Source organism: Georgenia sp. G2120 (assembly GCF_055326485.1).
The window spans coordinates 88,206-104,123 of sequence record NZ_JBUZNL010000005.1 but is presented as its reverse complement, the minus strand read 5'-3'; the positions used below and the strand labels follow the sequence as shown (position 1 = coordinate 104,123).

Genomic DNA, 15,918 nt, shown 5'->3' with positions numbered 1-15,918 from the left:
TGGCCGCATCATGGCCCGCACCCCGAAGACCGCCGACGACGGCGCAGAGAAGACCCCGAAGCCCAAGAAGAAGCGGTGGTACCACAGCTTCGCCGAGGCCTACAAGATCACCGCCGAGCACCGCCCGGCGACCCCGCTGATCCTGGCCGGCGTGTTCGTCGCCGTGCTCGGCATCGCGATCGGCATCGGGTTCGCGATCAACCACCCCGTCTACCTCGGGATCATCGGCGTCCTGCTCGGGATCATCGCCGTCCTCATCGTGCTCGGCCGCCTCACCCGTGTCGCCGCCTACGCGCGCGTCGAGGGTCAGCTGGGCGCCGCCTCCGCGGCGCTCGGGCAGCTCGGACGCGGCTGGTACGTCGAGGACGAGCCGGTGGCGTTCAACCCCAAGCACCAGGACCTCGTGTTCCGCGCGATCGGGAAGCCGGGCATCGTGCTCGTCTCCGAGGGGCCGGCCCACCGCGTGACGCGCATGCTCGAGGACGAGCGCAAGAAGGTCGCCCGGGTCGCCCCCGGCGCCCAGGTCCACCTCGTCCAGGCCGGTCGCGACGAGGGGCAGGTCCCGCTGCCGAACCTGGTCCCGACGATCAAGAAGCTGGGGGGCGCGAAGCTGACCTCGGCCGAGATCGCCGCGGTGACCAAGCGGCTCAAGGCGCTCGGCGGCATCCGCCAGTCCGTGCCCAAGGGCATCGACCCGAACAAGGCGCGCCCCGACCGCAAGGGGATGCGCGGCCGCTGAGCCCCGACCACCCACGAACGCACGACCGATGGCCCCGTCGACACGACGGGGCCATCGCCATGTCGGGACCCTGTCCCGCACGCGGAGGCCCGTCACGCACGCAGAGGCCCGTCTCGCACGCGAGGGCTCCCTCGCCCACGACCGCTTCTCATCCGGCGCCCCTCCCGCACCCCCGCGCACGCCACCCCCGGAGGCGCTACGACATCAGGTTGTACGTTTCTACGTTTGTCCGTACTCTCGTCGCCATGACCGACACCGACGACCTGCGCGCCGCCGTCTCCGCACTCGAGGATCGCGTCGCCGCGCTCGAGGAGGCCGGGCCGCCACCCGACCGCCGGGGCACCGGCGGGAGCGGGGCCGATGGCGATGCGTTCTGGGCCCTGACTGGACTGCGCGACCGGCTCGACGACGATCCGACCACCGCCGACGGCGCCGTCATGCTCGTCGGCTCCCTCACGCTCCCCGGCGACCGACCGGTGGAGTGGCAGCAGGCCGGCGCGACCGCCGGGATCCTCGAGTGCGACTGGTCGGACCGCGCCGCCACGCTCGGCGCGCTCGGGCACCCGGTGCGCCTCGAGCTGCTCCGTCTCGTCCTCGGCGGCACCGGTTCCACGGCCGAGCTCGCCGAGGCCGACGGCCTGGGCACGACCGGTCAGCTCCACCACCACCTGCGCCAGCTCCTCGCCGCCGGCTGGTTGCGGCAGTCCGGCCGCGGGCGCTACGAGGTCCCGGCCGCCCGGGTCGTCCCGCTGCTCGCCGTCGTCCTGGGGGCCGAGCGATGACCGCGCTCCGCGAGACCGTGTACCGGCTCCGACTCCCACTCTTCCTCGGCGGCGCCCTCCTGGCCGGCGGAGCCACGCTGCTGCGCCGGATCCTTCCCGACGGCCCGCAGGACGTGCCTCTCCTGTGGCTCGCACGCGCGGGGCTCGTCGCGATCGCGTTGTGGCTCGTCGTCGTCCTGGCGACCAGGGGCCGGCATCCGCAGCACGAGGAAAGGACCGTCCGCTCCCCCGTCGTCGGGCGTTGGCTGGCGCTCAACAGCCCGGCGTCGACGGTGCCGAGCCACGGGACGCGCGCGTATGGCCAGAGCCACGCGATCGACCTCGTGGCGGAGCCCGACGACGCCGAGCGTCCGGCGTTCGGCACCGCCGGGGCGTTCCGCCGGAACGAGGACTATCCCGCGTTCGGCGAAACGGTGCACGCGATGGTGAGCGGCGTCGTCGTCGACTCATCCAGCTGGCGCCGGGACCACCGGGCGCGCTCGAACGGGTGGGGGCTGGCCTACCTGACGATCGAGGGGATGGTGCGCGAGCTCGGCGGGCCGGGCTGGATCGTCGGGAACCACGTGACGATCCGGACCGCCGACGGGACCTTCGCCCTCGTCACCCACCTGCAGCGCGGGTCGGCCACCGTCCGGCGAGGGGACGTCGTGTCCGCTGGCGACGTCATCGGCCGGTGCGGCAACTCCGGGAACAGCTCCGAGCCCCACGTCCACGCGCAGCTGATGGACCGGCGCTCCCTGTGGACCGCGGCCGGCGTCCCCATGGCGTTCGCCGGGATCTCGCTCGGGGACGCAGCGGAGCCTGTCGACGGCCTGCCGGCGAACGGCGAGCACCTGACGGCGGCACGGACGCCCAGCCCGGACGGCGACCACACCTGACCTCGAGGGCAGTCGGCTCCGTCCGGGCCCGACCTCGACGAGGCCCTACCCCCGCACGAGCCAGCTGCGCGCCAGGTCGTCGTGCAGCGGCACGCCCGCGACGGTCCGCCACAGCGGCGGCAGCACGAGGCACAGCAGCACGGTGCGCACGAGGACGGAGAGGAACGGCACGCGGCCCCTGCTCGCGTGGACGATCCGCAGGCCGAGCAGCCGGTGACCGATGGAGGATCCCGTCAGACCACCGACCAGCACCCGCTGCGCGGCGAAGACGCCGAGGATCGCCATGGCGTCGCCGCCGAAGAAGCCGTAGGAGATCGCCATCGCGATCGCCCAGTCCACAACGAGGGCACCGACCCGCCGACCGAAGGGGGCGAGCTGCTCGCGCCGCACGCCTCCGCGGGGCCCGCCACGGCTCCCGCCACGCGGGGCGCCACCCCTCGCGCCGCGCACGGGGCGCGCGGAGGTGGGGTCGACGTCGGGCATCTCCTCATCCTACGGGCGGTCCCGAGCGGCGACCGATCGCCCCGTAACATGGCGGACACACTCGGGAGACTGCAGGGAAACTCCTCGGGTCTAGCGTCAGACATGTCCAGCCGCCCCCGGCGGTGCACGCGAACGAGGAGACACGGATGTTCTCATCCCCCGAAGAGGCGATCGCCTACACCCGCAACGAGGACGTCAAGTTCGTCGACGTCAGGTTCTGCGACCTGCCAGGGGTGATGCAGCACTTCAACATCCCGGTCGAGACGTTCGACGAGGACGCCTTCACCGACGGCCTCATGTTCGACGGCTCCTCGATCCGCGGGTTCACCGCGATCCACGAGTCCGACATGAAGCTCGTGCCGGACATCGGGTCGGCCTTCATCGACCCGTTCCGCGCGCAGAAGACGCTCGTGCTCAACTTCGCGATCGTCGACCCCTTCACCTCACAGGCCTACGACCGCGACCCGCGCACCGTCGCCTCGAAGGCCGAGGCCTATCTCCGCTCGACCGGCATCGCCGACACCGCCTTCTTCGGCGCCGAGGCGGAGTTCTACCTCTTCGACGACGTGCGGTTCCAGACCTCGGCCCAGTCGAGCTTCTACCACATCGACTCCGAGGAGGCGGCCTGGAACACCGGGCGCGTGGAGGAGGGCGGCAACCTCGGCTACAAGACCCGCTTCAAGGGCGGCTACTTCCCGGTCTCCCCCAACGACCACTTCGCCGACCTGCGCGACGAGATGGTGCGCGTGATGGCCGAGGTGGGCCTCAAGGTCGAGCGCGCCCACCACGAGGTCGGCACCGCCGGCCAGCAGGAGATCAACTACCGCTTCGACTCCCTGCGCGCCGCCGCCGACGACGTCATGAAGTTCAAGTACATCGTCAAGAACGTGGCCTGGGAGCACGGACGCTCGGCCACGTTCATGCCGAAGCCGCTGTTCGGCGACAACGGCTCGGGCATGCACTGCCACCAGTCCCTGTGGAAGGACGGCGAGCCGCTGTTCTACGACGAGCAGGGCTACGGCGGCCTCTCCGACATGGCCCGCTGGTACATCGGCGGCCTGCTGCACCACGCGCCGTCGCTGCTCGCGTTCACGAACCCGACGCTCAACTCCTACCACCGGCTCGTCCCCGGCTACGAGGCGCCCGTCAACCTCGTCTACTCGGCCCGCAACCGGTCGGCGTGCATCCGCATCCCGGTCACCGGGTCGTCCGCCAAGGCCAAGCGCGTCGAGTTCCGCGTCCCGGACCCGAGCTCGAACCCCTACCTCGCGTTCTCGGCCATGCTCATGGCCGGCATCGACGGCGTGAAGAACCGGATCGAACCGCCCGAGCCGATCGACAAGGACCTCTACGAGCTCCCGCCCGAGGAGCACGAGCAGATCGAGCAGGTCCCGGAGTCGCTGTCCGAGGCCCTGCGCGCGCTGGAGGCCGACAACGACTACCTCACCGAGGGCGACGTCTTCACGCCCGGCCTCATCGAGACGTGGATCGACTACAAGCGCACCCACGAGATCGACCCGATCCGCCTGCGCCCGCACCCCCACGAGTTCGAGATGTACTACGACCTGTAGGCCGCTCGGGCGGCGCCGGCCTGCTTGTGCACCTCGTCACGTCGGCCTACGGTGAGCGGACCCGCTTCCCCGTCACCGTCGACGAAAGGTGCGCGACCCATGAAGGCCGTCCGGATCCACGCCTACAACCAGATGCCTACGCTCGACGACGTCCCGGAGCCCGAGATCACCGGGCCCTGGGACGTCGTCGTCAAGGTGGGGGCCGCCGGCCTCTGCCGTACCGACCTGCACATCATCGAGGGCCAGTGGGACCCGATCCAGAACCCCACGCTGCCCTACATCCTCGGCCACGAGAACTCGGGCTGGGTCCACGCCGTCGGCTCGGCGGTCACCAACGTCGCCGTCGGTGACACCGTCATCATGCACCCCCTCGTCACCTGCGGGCTGTGCCCCGAGTGCCGCATCGGCAACGACAGCCACTGCCAGAACGCCTCCTTCCCCGGCCTCAACGCCGAGGGCGGCATGGCCGAGTACATGCTGACCAACGCCCGGGCGGTCGTGAAGCTCGACCCCTCGCTCCAGCCGAAGGACATCGCGGCGCTGGCGGACGCCGGCCTCACCGCCTATCACGCCGCGCGGAAGGCGGCGCCGCGCCTGCACCCCGGGACGCACGTCGTCGTCGTGGGCTCGGGCGGGCTCGGCCACATCGGCATCCAGTCCCTCCTCGCGCTCACGCCGGCCGAGATCACGGTCGTCGACCGCTCCGAGCAGGCGCTCGAGCTCGCGAAGGGCCTCGGGGCCCACCACACCGTGGTCTCCACCGGCGACACGGACGCCGTGGTCCGCCAGGTCCACGACATCACCGGGGGCGGCGCGCACGTCGTCCTCGACTTCGTCGCGGAGCAGGGGATGGAGCTGCTCGGCCCGAACCTCATCCGCAACCAGGGCGACTACTACGTCATCGGCTACGGCGGCACCGTCCAGCTCGACACGATCAGCATCATCTCCCGCGAGATCAACATCATCGGCAACCTCGTCGGCACCTACGAGGACCTCGACCAGCTGATGGTGCTCACGGCGCAGGGCAGGATCTCGCTGCACACCTCGGTCTACGACCTCGCCGACTTCGCCACGGCGATCGACGACCTCGACGGCGGCCGGCTGGTCGGGCGGGGCATCCTCGTCCCGTAGGCCGTCCCCGCGCACCATGCCCGACGACGGCGGGGCCCATCCGGGTCCCGCCGTCGTCGCGCTGCCCGGGGCAGGGAGTCGGACTGCCCCGTACCGAGCGGCACGAGCTACCGCTGGTAGGTCGCGCTCAGCCCTCGGCCGCCCGGCCGGCCACCCCGAGCGAGTCGGGGTGGCGCTCGTCCGGGTAGCCGGCGGGGCCGTCGTGCTCGACGTCAGAGACTGACGGCCCGCCCAGGGCGCGGGACTCCCACCGCACGAGCTGCCACCCGTCCGTGGGGTCGCCCTCGATGATGACGACGCCGGTGTTCGAGATCGAGCGCCCGAGGAACTCGCGCGGGACCTCGACCGTGCTCGCCGCCCAGGAGACGATGACCGCCCCGTGGGAGACGATCATCGCCGTCTCCTGCCCGGTCGCGACGATCTCCGCGACGACGGCGTCGTAGCGCTCCTTGACCTCGCGCCCGGTCTCGGCGCCGGGCATCCGGGAGTCGGGGTCGACGGTCCAGGCCATGATCCCCTCGAGGTAGGTGCGCACCTCGGCGTCGCCGTTGGCCATCTCGAGGTCGCCGGCCCGGATCTCCCGCAGCCCCTCGCGCTCGATCGGCGTGAGCCCGAGCGCACCGGCGAGCGGCGCCGCCGTCTGGTGCGTGCGCACGAGGTTCGAGACCCACATCGACTCGATGTCCTCCTCGCCGAGCTCCGCGACGAGCGCCTCGGCCTGCCGGCGCCCGAGCTCGGTGAGGTCCGCACCCGGAGCCTCCGTGTCGAGGGCGTGGATGACGTTGGAATCGGTCTGGCCGTGCCGGACGAGAATGAGCCGCATGCCGTCCATTGTCCCAGTCACCCGGCGGGCGCGCTGCTAGCGTCACGCCATGACCGACCACGACACCCCGCAGGGCCGACGGACGGGCGACCGGCCGCCGAGCCGCTGGCGGTTCGTCGCCACGCTCGTCCTCGCCGCGATCGCCGTCGCGGTCGTCGTGTGGCTCGTCGACCTGGCGTTCGACTCCTGATCAGCGACTCCTGATCAGCGGCCCCGGCGCCGGTCCTCCTCCCAGAAGAGCCGCTCGACGACGGCGCGCGAGCGGCGCGCGGCACGCAGGTAGTCCTCCTCGAGGTCCTGGCGGTGCCCGGCGGCGTACCCGAGCATGCGGGCCACCGTCTCGAGTCGCTCCACCCCGTGCGGGAGGACGTCGATCTTCGGCCCGCTCGTCCGCCCGCCGACCTGGACGACGGCGTCCCGGATCTGCCCCGCCAGCGTCCAGGCGTGCAGGAGCGTGCTCGCGTCGGCCGCGTCGATCAGCCCCTCGTCCTCCAGCGCGGCGAGCGCCTCCTCGGTGGAGGTCACCCGCAGCGCGGGGACGTCCCCGGCGTGCCGGAGCTGCCACAGCTGGACGGTCCACTCGACGTCCGCGAGCGCGCCCGGCCCCAGCTTGAGATGACGGTTGGGCGGGACCCCGCGCGGCATCCGCTCCTGCTCGACCCGACCCTTGACCCGGCGGATCTCCCGCTCCGCGGCGGCGCCGATGCCGCCGGGCACGTAGCGCACCGGGTCGACGAGGGCCGTGAACCGCTCACCCAGCTCCCGTGAGCCGGCGGCCGGCCGGGCACGCAGGAGCGCCTGCCGTTCCCAGACGTCGATCCACCGCTCGTAGTACTCCGCGTAGGAGGCGAGGGTGCGGACGAGCGGGCCGGAACGACCCTCGGGGCGCAGGTCGGCGTCGACCGGCAGCGCCGGCTCGTCGCTCGTGGCGCCGAGCATCTCCTGGACCGAGGTCGCGACGTCGAGCGCCCAGTCGGCGGCGACCTTCTCGGCGGCGCCGTCCGCCGGTTCGTGGACGAACAGGACGTCGGCGTCCGAGGAGTAGCCGACCTCGCGTCCGCCGAGCCGGCCCATGGCGACGACGAGCATCTCGCCGGGCGGTTCGGCGAGCCCCGCCCGCTCGGTCGCCGCCCGGGAGGCGACGCGCACCGCCGCCTCGAGCGCGAGGTCCGCGACGTCGGCGAGCTCCTTGCGACGCGAGCGGGGCGCCCGCTCGAGGACGTGGGCCATCGCCGCGCGGGTGGTCTCGCGGCGGCGCAGGTAGCGGGCCTGCCCGACGGCGTCGGCCGGGTCGTCGCGGCGGCTGAGCATCGCGTCGACCTCGCGCTCGAGGTCCTCGCGGCGGCGCGGCGCCAGGCCCCCGTCGCCGTCCAGCCACTTGACCGCCTCGGGCAGCTGGAGGAGGAGGTCGCCGACGTAGCGGGACGTGGCGAGCACCGTCGCCAGCGCCTCCGCCGCCGCGGAGGAGTCGCGCAGGAGCGCGAGGTACCAGTGGGTGGTGCCGATCTCCTCCGAGAGCCGGCGGAAGGCGAGCAGCCCGACGTCCGGCATGGGCGCGTGGGCGAACCACCCGATCATCACCGGCAGCAGCTGGCGCTGGATCGTCGCACGCCGGGAGACGCCCTCCGTCAGCGCGGCGATGTGCCGCAGCGACCCCTTGGGGTCGGCGAACCCGATGATCTCCATCCGTGCCTCGGCGGCCTCGGGTGCGAGGGAGGCCTCGGCGGGCGAGAGCCGCGCTGTCGCGGGGAGCAGGGGGCGGTAGTAGATCTCCTCGTGCAGCCGCCGCACGTCGCGTCGGACCGTGCGCCAGGCCTTCTCCAGGGCACCGCCGCTCGTGATCTCCTCGGCGCCGAACGCGCGGCCGAGGATCTCGAGGTCGCCGTCCGAGCTCGGCACCACCTGGATGCGGTGGAGGCGCCACAGCTGCATCCGGTGCTCGAGCACGCGGAGGAACCGGTAGTGGTGGTCGAGCGCGGCGGCGTCGGTCCGCGCGACGTACCCGCCCTCGGCGAGGGCGGCGAGGGCCTCGAGGGTGGTGCGCGAACGCAGCGTCTCGTCGGTCCGACCGTGCACGAGCTGGAGGAGCTGGACGGTGAACTCGACGTCACGCAGTCCGCCCTTGCCGAGCTTGAGCTGCCGGTCGGCGTGCTTCGCGGGGACGTGCGCCTCGACCCGGCGGCGCAACTTCTGGGTCTCCTCGACGAAGTTCTCGCGCGAGGCGGCGCTCCAGACGAAGGGGGCGAGGGCTGTGCAGTACTCCTCGCCGAGCGCGAGGTCCCCGGCGACGGGGCGGGCCTTGAGCAGGGCCTGGAACTCCCAGCCCTTGGCCCAGCTCTCGTAGTAGCTGACGTGGCTCGCGAGCGTGCGCACGAGCGGGCCGTCCTGGCCCTCGGGCCGCAGGTTGGCGTCGAGCGGCCAGAGGGCGGGTTCGGGCCCGACGCCGCCGACCGCGTCCGCGAGGGTTCCCGCGAGGCGGGTCGCCACCGCGATCGTGTCGTCCTCGTCGCGCACCGGCGCACCGTCGGCATCGACCTCCGGCTCGGCCACGTAGACCACGTCGACGTCGGAGATGTAGTTGATCTCCCGGCCGCCCGTCTTGCCCATGCCGAGGACCGCGAGGCGCACGCCGGCGCCGTGGTCGGGCAGGTCCGCGCGGGCCACGGCGAGGGCCGCGTCGAGCGCGCCGGCGACGATGTCGGCGATCGAGGCGGCGACCAGCGGGAACACCTCGAGGGAGTCCATGCCGTCCCGGTCGCACGTGAGGTCGGCGGCGACGATCTCGAGCAGGCGGCGGCGGTAGGTCCGGCGCAGCGCGGCGACGCCGTCCTCACCGGTCACCGTGGCCACGGGGTTCGCGTCGGCGGGGTCGGCGCCGACCGCCTCGAGGGCCTTCGAGCGCTCGTCGGCCGGCGCGAGGTGGAGCACCGGGACCTCGCCGTGGCGGTCGAGGAGATGGGCGACGTCGCCGGGGCGGGCGACGAGGGAGTCGCCGAGGGGACGGGAGGCCCCGACGACGGCGACCAAGCGCCGCAGCGCCACGTCGTCGCGCTCGAACGCGGTGCGCAGGGCGTCGTCGTCCCCGCCCTCTCGCGCGCTCTCGGCGAGGCGGACGAGGGTGAGCAGGGCGTGGTCGGGGTTCCCGGCGCGCGCGAGGTGGCCGAGCAGCCGGTCCACCACCTCGTCGGAGGCCAGGTACGGGGCGAGCGCCGGGTCGTCGAGGAGCTGCTCGGCGCGCCGGGGCTCGTGGACCCCGGCGCGCCGGAGCCGACTGGTCCGGGAGACGACCCGCCCGCGGGACATCGTCAGTGCGAGGGGATGAACTGGGCGAGCTCGAAGTCGGTGACCTGGTCGCGGTAGGCCTCCCACTCCTCGTGCTTGTTGCGCACGACGAAGTCGAAGGTCTCCTCACCCAGGGTCTCCGCCACCAGCTCGGAGCTCTCCATGGCGTCGATCGCGTCGGCCAGCGAGGCCGGGAGCGAGACGATGCCGAGGGCGCGCCGCTCGCCGCGGGTGAGCGTCGAGACGTCGGTGTCCGCGGGGTCGGGCAGGTCGTAGCCCTCCTCGATGCCCTTGAGGCCGGCGCGCAGGATGATCGCGAAGGCCAGGTAGGGGTTGGCCGCGGCGTCGAGCGCCCGGAACTCCACCCGGCTCGACTGCGACTTCCCCGGCTTGTAGCCCGGGATGCGCACGAGCGCGGAGCGGTTGTTGTGACCCCAGCTGACGTAGCTCGGGGCCTCGCCGCCGCCCCACAGGCGCTTGTAGGAGTTGACGTACTGGTTGGTGATCGCCGCGAACTCCCGGGCGTGCGTGAGGACCCCGGCGATGAAGCGCCGGCCCGTCGTGGAGAGCTGGTACTCGCCGGACGGGTCGTGGAACGCGTTGGAGTCGCCCTCGAACAGGGAGAAGTGGGTGTGCATCCCGGACCCGGGGTGCCCGGGCATCGGCTTGGGCATGAAGGTCGCGGTCAGGCCCTGCCGCATGGCGACCTCCTTGACGACCGTCCGGAAGGTCATGACGTTGTCGGCCATCGACAGGGCGTCCGCGAACCGGAGGTCGATCTCGTTCTGGCCGGGTCCGCCCTCGTGGTGGGAGAACTCGACCGGGATGCCCATCTCCTCGAGCGTGGTGATGGCCTCGCGCCGGAAGTCGTGGCTCGAGCCGCGGGCCACGTGGTCGAAGTAGCCGGCGCGGTCCGCCGGGACGAGCGGCTGCCTGGGGTCGCTGATCTCGTGGAAGAGGTAGAACTCGATCTCGGGGTGCACGTACGGCGTGAAGCCGGCCTGCGCGGCGTGCTCGACGGCACGGGCCAGGACGTTGCGCGGGTCTGAGCGGGCGGGCTCGCCGCCCGGGGTCAGCACGTCGCAGAACATCCGCGCCACGCCGTGGTGCTCGCTGCGCCACGGCAGGACCTGGAAGGTCGTGGGGTCGGGGCGCACGAGCATGTCCGACTCGAACACGCGGGTCAGCCCCTCGATCGCGGAGCCGTCGAACCCGATGCCTTCCTCGAAGGCGCTCTCGAGCTCGGCGGGGGCGATGGCGACGGACTTCAGCGTCCCGAGGACGTCGGTGAACCACAGCCGGATGAACCGGATGTCGCGTTCCTCGACCGTGCGCAGCACGAACTCCTGCTGGCGGTCCATCCCGCCTCCTCCCGCTCGGATCAGTGCCCCCACATTGTCACCTACGGAGCGCGACTACCCTGACAGGTATGCCGCTGTCGATCGCGATCGCCCAGGTGAATCCCTGCGCCGGAGACCTGCTCGAGAACTCGACGATGATCCGCGACGCGGTGGCGGAGGCCGCACGCGGGGGCGCCCGGGTCGTGCTCCTGCCCGAGATGGTGCTGCCCGGATACCCGGTCGAGGACCTCGCGCTGCGGTCCTCGTTCCGGGCCGCGACCGCGGAGACGCTCGAGACGCTCGCGGCCGATCTCGCGTCCGACGGGCTCGGCGACGTCGTCGTCGTGCTCGGGACCCTCGGCACGTCCGCGCACGGCCGGCCGACCAACTGCGCGGCGGTCGTCACCGGCGGCGCGGTCACGGACACCTACGTCAAGCGGCATCTGCCGACCTACGGCGTGTTCGACGAGATCCGCATCTTCGAGCCCGGCGCCGAGGCGCTGACGTTCGAGGTCGACGGGCGCCGGCTGGGGATCGCGATCTGCGAGGACATCTGGGTCGAGGGCGGAGCGGCGGCCGCGTACGCCGGCGCCGGCCTCGATGCCCTCCTCGTGCTCAACGGGTCGCCGTACGAGTTCGGCAAGGGTGCAGTCAGGGAACGGCTCGCGGGAGACGTGGCCGGCCGGCTCGGTTGCCCGCTCGTGTACGCCAACCTCGCCGGCGCGCAGGACGACCTCGTCTTCGACGGGCAGTCGTTCGTCGTCGACTCCGCGGGATCGGTCGTGGCGCGCGCCGGGGCGTTCGGTCGTGCGGTGCTCCCGCTCGTCCTCGCCGACCCGGTCGACCCGGCCGGGGACTCGGAAGCGGCGACGGGCACGGACGCACCTGGCGACGCGGCGAGGCACGCGCCCGGCGTCGTCGTCCCCGAGCAGGACGCGGTCCCGGACGCGCCCTCCGACGTCGAGCAGATGTACACCGCCTGCGTCGTCGGCCTGCGTGACTACGCCCGGAAGAACCGGTTCGGCTCCGTGGTGCTCGGCCTGTCGGGCGGGATCGACTCCGCGCTCGTGGCGGCGATGGCGGCGGACGCGCTCGGCGGCGGCAACGTCGTCGGCGTCTCGATGCCGTCGAGCTACTCCTCGGCGCACTCGAAGGACGACGCCGCCGCCTCGGCCGAGGCGATCGGCCTCGACTACCGGGTCCGGCCGATCGCGCCGATGGTCGAGGCGTTCCTCGCGAACGTCGAGCTGACCGGCGTGGCCGAGGAGAACCTCCAGGCGCGCGTGCGCGGTGTGATCCTCATGGGGCTGTCCAACATGGAGGGCCACCTCGTGCTCGCCACCGGGAACAAGTCCGAGCTCGCGGTGGGCTACTCGACGATCTACGGCGACGCCGTCGGCGGCTTCGCCCCGATCAAGGACGTGCCCAAGACGAAGGTCTGGGAGCTCGCCCGGTGGCGGAACGAGCTGGCGACCGCCCGGGGCGAGTCCGTGCCGATCCCCTGGAGCTCGATCGAGAAGCCGCCCTCGGCGGAGCTGCGGCCGGGCCAGCAGGACTCGGACTCGCTGCCGCCCTACGACCAGCTCGACCCCGTCATCGAGGACTACGTCGAGCGCAACCTCGGCCGGGCCGACCTCCTGGCCGCCGGCCACGCGCCCGAGGTCGTCGACCGGGTCCTCGGGCTCGTCGACCGGGCCGAGTGGAAGCGGCGGCAGTACCCGCTGGGGCCGAAGGTGACGGCGCTGGCGTTCGGCCGCGACCGGCGCCTCCCCGTGACCTCCCGGTGGCGCGAGCAGGACGAGCGACAAGGAGACGAGCGATGACCGACACCCCGAGCCGCCCCAAGCGGGTCCGCGTCCACCACCTGGGTCAGATGAAGGAGCGCGGCGAGCCGATCACGATGCTCACCGCCTACGACTCGATGACCGCCCGCGTCCTCGACGCCGCCGGGGTCGACCTCCTGCTGGTCGGCGACTCGATCGGCGACAACATGCTCGGGCACCCGACCACGCTGCCCGTGACGGTCGACGAGATGGTCGTCGCCACTCGCGCCGTCGCGCGGTCGGTCAGCCGGGTGCTCGTCGTGGCCGACATGCCGTTCGGCAGCTACGAGGCCAACCCCGAGCAGGCGCTCGCCACCGGCGTCCGGCTGATGAAGGAGGGCGAGGCGCACGCGGTCAAGCTCGAGGGCGGCGCGCACCGGGCGGGGCACGTGCGGCTGCTCACCGAGGCGGGGATCCCCGTGGTGGGACACGTCGGCTTCACGCCCCAGTCCGAGCACCTGCTCGGCGGCAAGCGGATCCAGGGCCGCGGCGAGGGCGCGGCCGAGCGCCTCGTGGCGGACGTCCGCGCGCTCGAGGAGGCCGGCGCCGTCGCCGTCGTGCTCGAGATGGTGCCCGGCCCGGTGGCGGAGCAGGTGACGCAGGCGGTCGGCGTGCCGACGATCGGCATCGGCGCCGGCTCCGGGACGGACGGGCAGGTCCTCGTGTGGATCGACATGGCCGGCATGTCCGACTGGTCGCCGAGCTTCGCCCGCCGCTTCGCCGAGCTCGGCGAGGCCCTCGGCCGCGCCACCGGCGAGTACGTCGCCGCCGTCAAGGACCGCAGCTTCCCCGGGCCGGAGCACACGTTCGACTCGTGACCGGGTGCGCGTGCCGTCCCCGGCCGACGTCGCCCGGACGGGAGCCGCCTCGTACCGGCCGGCCACGCGCCGGGGGCCGGCGGGCGCCCCACCGCGCGCCCTACTCCCCCGCCGCCACCCGGGCGGCCACCGAGTCGAGCACGAGCGCGAGGCCGTGCTCGAACTCGTCCGAGAACTGGTACCCACCAGCGATGAGGTCCCGCACGAGAGCGCCGAGGTGCGGGTACTCGGCCAGTGCCGGCTCCATCCCGACGGCGAACTCCCCCGCGCCCGAGGCCGCGTCGAACGGCAGGTTCTGCTCGGTGAGCACGAACCCGAACACGTAGGCGTCGACCGCCGAGAAGGCACGGCTCGCGAGGACGGCGGACAGGCCGGCACCCCGCAGGTGCCCGACGGTCGCGTCGTAGTAGCGCAGCACCGCCGGCCCGGGGGTCGTGCGCGTGTCGACCATGCCGAGCGCCCACGGATGCGCTGCGAGGACGGAGCGCAGCGAGTGCGCCCGCGCCTCCGTCCCCTCGCGCCAGCCGGATGCCGCCTCAGGCAGCTCGACCTGCTCGTACACGCGGTCGGCGAGGGCGTCGAGCAGCGCGTCCTTGCCCGCGACGTGGTGGTAGAGCGACATCGCCTCCACCCCCAGCTCGCGCGCGACGCTGCGCATGCTCACCGCCGCGAGCCCGTCGCGATCGGCCACCTCGACGGCCGCCCCGACGATCCGGGCCACGCTCAACGGCTCCCGCATCGGTGGTCCTCCCCCTCCCGGCCCCGCGTCGAAGTCTCCACGCGGCACCTCTTGTCCACTTACACCCGTAAGGCTACTCTTCCACCACAGGCTTACACACGTAAGGGGATCCCATGAGAGCCGTCGTCGTCGACAGGTACGGACCACCCACGCACGCCGTCGTCACCCGGCGCCCGTTCCCCGAGCCGCGCGCGGACGAGATCCTCGTGCGCGTCGAGGCCGCTGCGGTCACCGCCGGGGACGCCCGCCTCCGCTCGGGCACGTTCCCACCCGGCTTCACCGTGCCGGCACGGCTGGCGATGGGGATCCGCGGCCCCCGCATCCAGGTGCTCGGCAACTCGTTCGCCGGCGTCGTCGAGAAGACCGGGGCCGACGTCGACGGGTTCTCGCCCGGCGACCGGGTCGCCGGGATGTCCGGCTTCCGCATGGGCACCCACGCCGAGCACGTTCGGGTGCGCACGAAGGCCGTCGCCCACGTGCCCGAGGGCGTCAGCGACGTCGACGCCGCGGCGGTCCTCTTCGGCGGCACGACCGCCCTGCACTTCCTGCGCGACCTCGGCCAGGTTCAGGCCGGCGAGAGCGTCCTCGTCAACGGGGCCTCGGGCGCGGTCGGCACGAGCGCCGTCCAGGTCGCCCGCCACCTGGGCGCCCGCGTCACGGCCGTCACCAGCGCCGGCAACGCCGACCTCGTGCGACGTCTCGGGGCGGCGGCGGTCGTCGACTACCGGACCACGCCGGTCACCGAGCTGACGGAGCGGTTCGACGTCGTCCTCGACGCCGTCGGCAACCTCTCCCGCAGCGCGGGACGGCGGCTGCTCACCGGCGACGGGCGCCTGCTCGTCGTCGTCGGGAGCCTGGCCGCCCTCCTGCCCGCCAAGCAGGTCCACGGCGGCACGACGCCGGAGAACGCCAGGATCGTCGCCGACACCCTCGACCTCCTCGCGCGCGGCGAGCTCGACCCGGTCGTCGAGGTCATGGGCGGGCTCGAGGCGGTCGTCGAGGCGTACCGGCGGATCGACTCCGGCCACAAGGTCGGCAACCTCGTCGTCACGCCGCACGGCCCCGCGGCGACCGAGGACGGGGCCGGATCGTGATCGTCGAGGGCGAGCGGGTCGTCCTCGCCGCCGCGTGGGTCTGCCTCATGCTCGTCTACCTGCTCGGCGACGTCCTGCGGATCTTCGCCGGGGACGTCGAGCCCGGCCGGATGGGCGGCCAGACCGTGAGCGGCGGTGCGTGGGTCGGCGCGGCGCTCATCATGCTCGTGCCGATCGTCATGGTCATGGTCTCGCTGCTCGTCCCGGCCGGGCCGCTGCGCTGGGTGACGGTCGTCGTCGCCGTCGGTCTCGCGCTGTTCAACGTGCTGGGCCTGCCCTACCCCGGCGCGTACGACAACCTGCTCATCGTCGTCGGCATCGCCTGGGTGCTCGTCATCGGGTGGCTGGCGTGGCGGTGGCTGCCGATCGCGTCACCGGCCCCGGTAGGCGCCGCCGCCTGATCCCGAGCGGGTGT

The 15,918-nt window shown here is 73.0% G+C and carries 15 protein-coding genes; 10 read left to right on the top strand and 5 right to left on the bottom strand.

Going from position 1 to position 15,918, the window contains the following annotated elements; translation table 11 throughout:
• Nucleotides 1–10 precede the first annotated feature (10 nt).
• The 3 genes from ACZLMO_RS07700 to ACZLMO_RS07690 all read left to right on the top strand — a co-directional run bounded on the left by ACZLMO_RS07700 (nt 11) and on the right by ACZLMO_RS07690 (nt 2,399).
• Nucleotides 11–739 carry a DUF4191 domain-containing protein gene (locus ACZLMO_RS07700; protein WP_463653378.1) on the top strand — a complete coding sequence of 243 codons (729 nt, stop codon included), beginning with the start codon at nt 11–13 and terminating at the stop codon, nt 737–739.
• 245 nt (nt 740–984) lie between these two features.
• A complete protein-coding gene (locus tag ACZLMO_RS07695) occupies nt 985–1,521 on the top strand; it encodes an ArsR family transcriptional regulator (RefSeq protein ID WP_463653377.1) in 537 nt (178 codons plus the stop codon).
• Nucleotides 1,518–2,399, top strand: a complete 882-nt coding sequence (locus tag ACZLMO_RS07690; protein WP_463653376.1) for a M23 family metallopeptidase — start codon at nt 1,518–1,520, stop codon at nt 2,397–2,399. The genes ACZLMO_RS07695 and ACZLMO_RS07690 overlap by 4 nt, the downstream gene beginning before the upstream one ends.
• A gap of 45 nt (nt 2,400–2,444) precedes the next feature.
• Here ACZLMO_RS07690 and ACZLMO_RS07685 read toward each other — a convergent pair whose 3' ends face one another.
• Entirely contained in the window at nt 2,445–2,882 is a 438-nt protein-coding gene (locus ACZLMO_RS07685) for an RDD family protein (protein WP_463653375.1), read from the bottom strand.
• A 146-nt stretch (nt 2,883–3,028) separates the two neighbouring features.
• Between ACZLMO_RS07685 and glnA the strand changes: the two genes are divergently transcribed.
• Together glnA and ACZLMO_RS07675 are read left to right on the top strand one after the other, a co-directional pair.
• Nucleotides 3,029–4,453, top strand: a complete 1,425-nt coding sequence (gene glnA / locus ACZLMO_RS07680; RefSeq protein WP_463653374.1) for a type I glutamate--ammonia ligase — start codon at nt 3,029–3,031, stop codon at nt 4,451–4,453.
• A gap of 99 nt (nt 4,454–4,552) precedes the next feature.
• Complete coding sequence (locus ACZLMO_RS07675) at nt 4,553–5,584, top strand: NAD(P)-dependent alcohol dehydrogenase (RefSeq protein WP_463653373.1); 1,032 nt, start codon at nt 4,553–4,555, stop codon at nt 5,582–5,584.
• Nucleotides 5,585–5,711: 127 nt separating this feature from the next.
• On the opposite strand, the gene ACZLMO_RS07670 is transcribed toward ACZLMO_RS07675, so the two are convergent.
• Complete coding sequence (locus ACZLMO_RS07670) at nt 5,712–6,407, bottom strand: histidine phosphatase family protein (protein WP_463653372.1); 696 nt, start codon at nt 6,405–6,407, stop codon at nt 5,712–5,714.
• A gap of 49 nt (nt 6,408–6,456) precedes the next feature.
• Between ACZLMO_RS07670 and ACZLMO_RS07665 the strand changes: the two genes are divergently transcribed.
• Nucleotides 6,457–6,597, top strand: coding sequence for a hypothetical protein (locus ACZLMO_RS07665; protein ID WP_425713287.1), 141 nt, complete (start codon nt 6,457–6,459; stop codon nt 6,595–6,597).
• A gap of 14 nt (nt 6,598–6,611) precedes the next feature.
• On the opposite strand, the gene ACZLMO_RS07660 is transcribed toward ACZLMO_RS07665, so the two are convergent.
• On the bottom strand, nt 6,612–9,710 hold the full coding sequence (locus ACZLMO_RS07660) for a bifunctional [glutamine synthetase] adenylyltransferase/[glutamine synthetase]-adenylyl-L-tyrosine phosphorylase (RefSeq protein ID WP_463653371.1): 3,099 nt from the start codon (nt 9,708–9,710) through the stop codon (nt 6,612–6,614).
• A 2-nt stretch (nt 9,711–9,712) separates the two neighbouring features.
• Nucleotides 9,713–11,050: a glutamine synthetase family protein gene (locus ACZLMO_RS07655; RefSeq protein WP_425713285.1), complete on the bottom strand. Its 1,338-nt coding sequence runs from the start codon at nt 11,048–11,050 to the stop codon at nt 9,713–9,715.
• 68 nt (nt 11,051–11,118) lie between these two features.
• On the opposite strand from ACZLMO_RS07655, the gene ACZLMO_RS07650 reads away from it, so the two are divergent.
• On the top strand, nt 11,119–12,852 hold the full coding sequence (locus ACZLMO_RS07650; RefSeq protein WP_463653370.1) for an NAD+ synthase: 1,734 nt from the start codon (nt 11,119–11,121) through the stop codon (nt 12,850–12,852).
• On the top strand, nt 12,849–13,670 hold the full coding sequence (gene panB / locus ACZLMO_RS07645; protein WP_463653369.1) for a 3-methyl-2-oxobutanoate hydroxymethyltransferase: 822 nt from the start codon (nt 12,849–12,851) through the stop codon (nt 13,668–13,670). Before ACZLMO_RS07650 ends, panB begins: the two co-directional genes overlap by 4 nt.
• A 100-nt stretch (nt 13,671–13,770) precedes the next feature.
• Here the strand turns inward: panB and ACZLMO_RS07640 are convergent, their stop codons facing one another.
• Nucleotides 13,771–14,409, bottom strand: coding sequence for a TetR/AcrR family transcriptional regulator C-terminal domain-containing protein (locus ACZLMO_RS07640; protein ID WP_463653368.1), 639 nt, complete (start codon nt 14,407–14,409; stop codon nt 13,771–13,773).
• A 113-nt stretch (nt 14,410–14,522) separates the two neighbouring features.
• On the opposite strand from ACZLMO_RS07640, the gene ACZLMO_RS07635 reads away from it, so the two are divergent.
• Nucleotides 14,523–15,503 carry an NAD(P)-dependent alcohol dehydrogenase gene (locus ACZLMO_RS07635; RefSeq protein ID WP_463653367.1) on the top strand — a complete coding sequence of 327 codons (981 nt, stop codon included), beginning with the start codon at nt 14,523–14,525 and terminating at the stop codon, nt 15,501–15,503.
• Nucleotides 15,500–15,904 (top strand): hypothetical protein, encoded by a 405-nt coding sequence (locus tag ACZLMO_RS07630; RefSeq protein ID WP_463653366.1) that lies wholly within the window; start codon nt 15,500–15,502, stop codon nt 15,902–15,904. The genes ACZLMO_RS07635 and ACZLMO_RS07630 overlap by 4 nt, the downstream gene beginning before the upstream one ends.
• The last annotated feature ends 14 nt before the right edge of the window (nt 15,905–15,918 follow it).

What these genes read in the sequence shown, in the direction of transcription:
- panB (WP_463653369.1), top strand. Translation starts at nt 12,849, where the DNA reads ATGACCGACACCCCGAGCCGCCCCAAGCGGGTCCGCGTCCACCACCTG.
- ACZLMO_RS07700 (WP_463653378.1), top strand. Translation starts at nt 11, where the DNA reads ATGGCCCGCACCCCGAAGACCGCCGACGACGGCGCAGAGAAGACCCCG.
- ACZLMO_RS07690 (WP_463653376.1), top strand. Translation starts at nt 1,518, where the DNA reads ATGACCGCGCTCCGCGAGACCGTGTACCGGCTCCGACTCCCACTCTTC.
- ACZLMO_RS07675 (WP_463653373.1), top strand. Translation starts at nt 4,553, where the DNA reads ATGAAGGCCGTCCGGATCCACGCCTACAACCAGATGCCTACGCTCGAC.
- ACZLMO_RS07695 (WP_463653377.1), top strand. Translation starts at nt 985, where the DNA reads ATGACCGACACCGACGACCTGCGCGCCGCCGTCTCCGCACTCGAGGAT.
- ACZLMO_RS07655 (WP_425713285.1), bottom strand. Translation starts at nt 11,050, where the DNA reads ATGGACCGCCAGCAGGAGTTCGTGCTGCGCACGGTCGAGGAACGCGAC.
- ACZLMO_RS07640 (WP_463653368.1), bottom strand. Translation starts at nt 14,409, where the DNA reads ATGCGGGAGCCGTTGAGCGTGGCCCGGATCGTCGGGGCGGCCGTCGAG.
- ACZLMO_RS07670 (WP_463653372.1), bottom strand. Translation starts at nt 6,407, where the DNA reads ATGCGGCTCATTCTCGTCCGGCACGGCCAGACCGATTCCAACGTCATC.
- ACZLMO_RS07650 (WP_463653370.1), top strand. Translation starts at nt 11,119, where the DNA reads ATGCCGCTGTCGATCGCGATCGCCCAGGTGAATCCCTGCGCCGGAGAC.
- glnA (WP_463653374.1), top strand. Translation starts at nt 3,029, where the DNA reads ATGTTCTCATCCCCCGAAGAGGCGATCGCCTACACCCGCAACGAGGAC.
- ACZLMO_RS07665 (WP_425713287.1), top strand. Translation starts at nt 6,457, where the DNA reads ATGACCGACCACGACACCCCGCAGGGCCGACGGACGGGCGACCGGCCG.
- ACZLMO_RS07635 (WP_463653367.1), top strand. Translation starts at nt 14,523, where the DNA reads ATGAGAGCCGTCGTCGTCGACAGGTACGGACCACCCACGCACGCCGTC.
- ACZLMO_RS07660 (WP_463653371.1), bottom strand. Translation starts at nt 9,710, where the DNA reads ATGTCCCGCGGGCGGGTCGTCTCCCGGACCAGTCGGCTCCGGCGCGCC.
- ACZLMO_RS07685 (WP_463653375.1), bottom strand. Translation starts at nt 2,882, where the DNA reads ATGCCCGACGTCGACCCCACCTCCGCGCGCCCCGTGCGCGGCGCGAGG.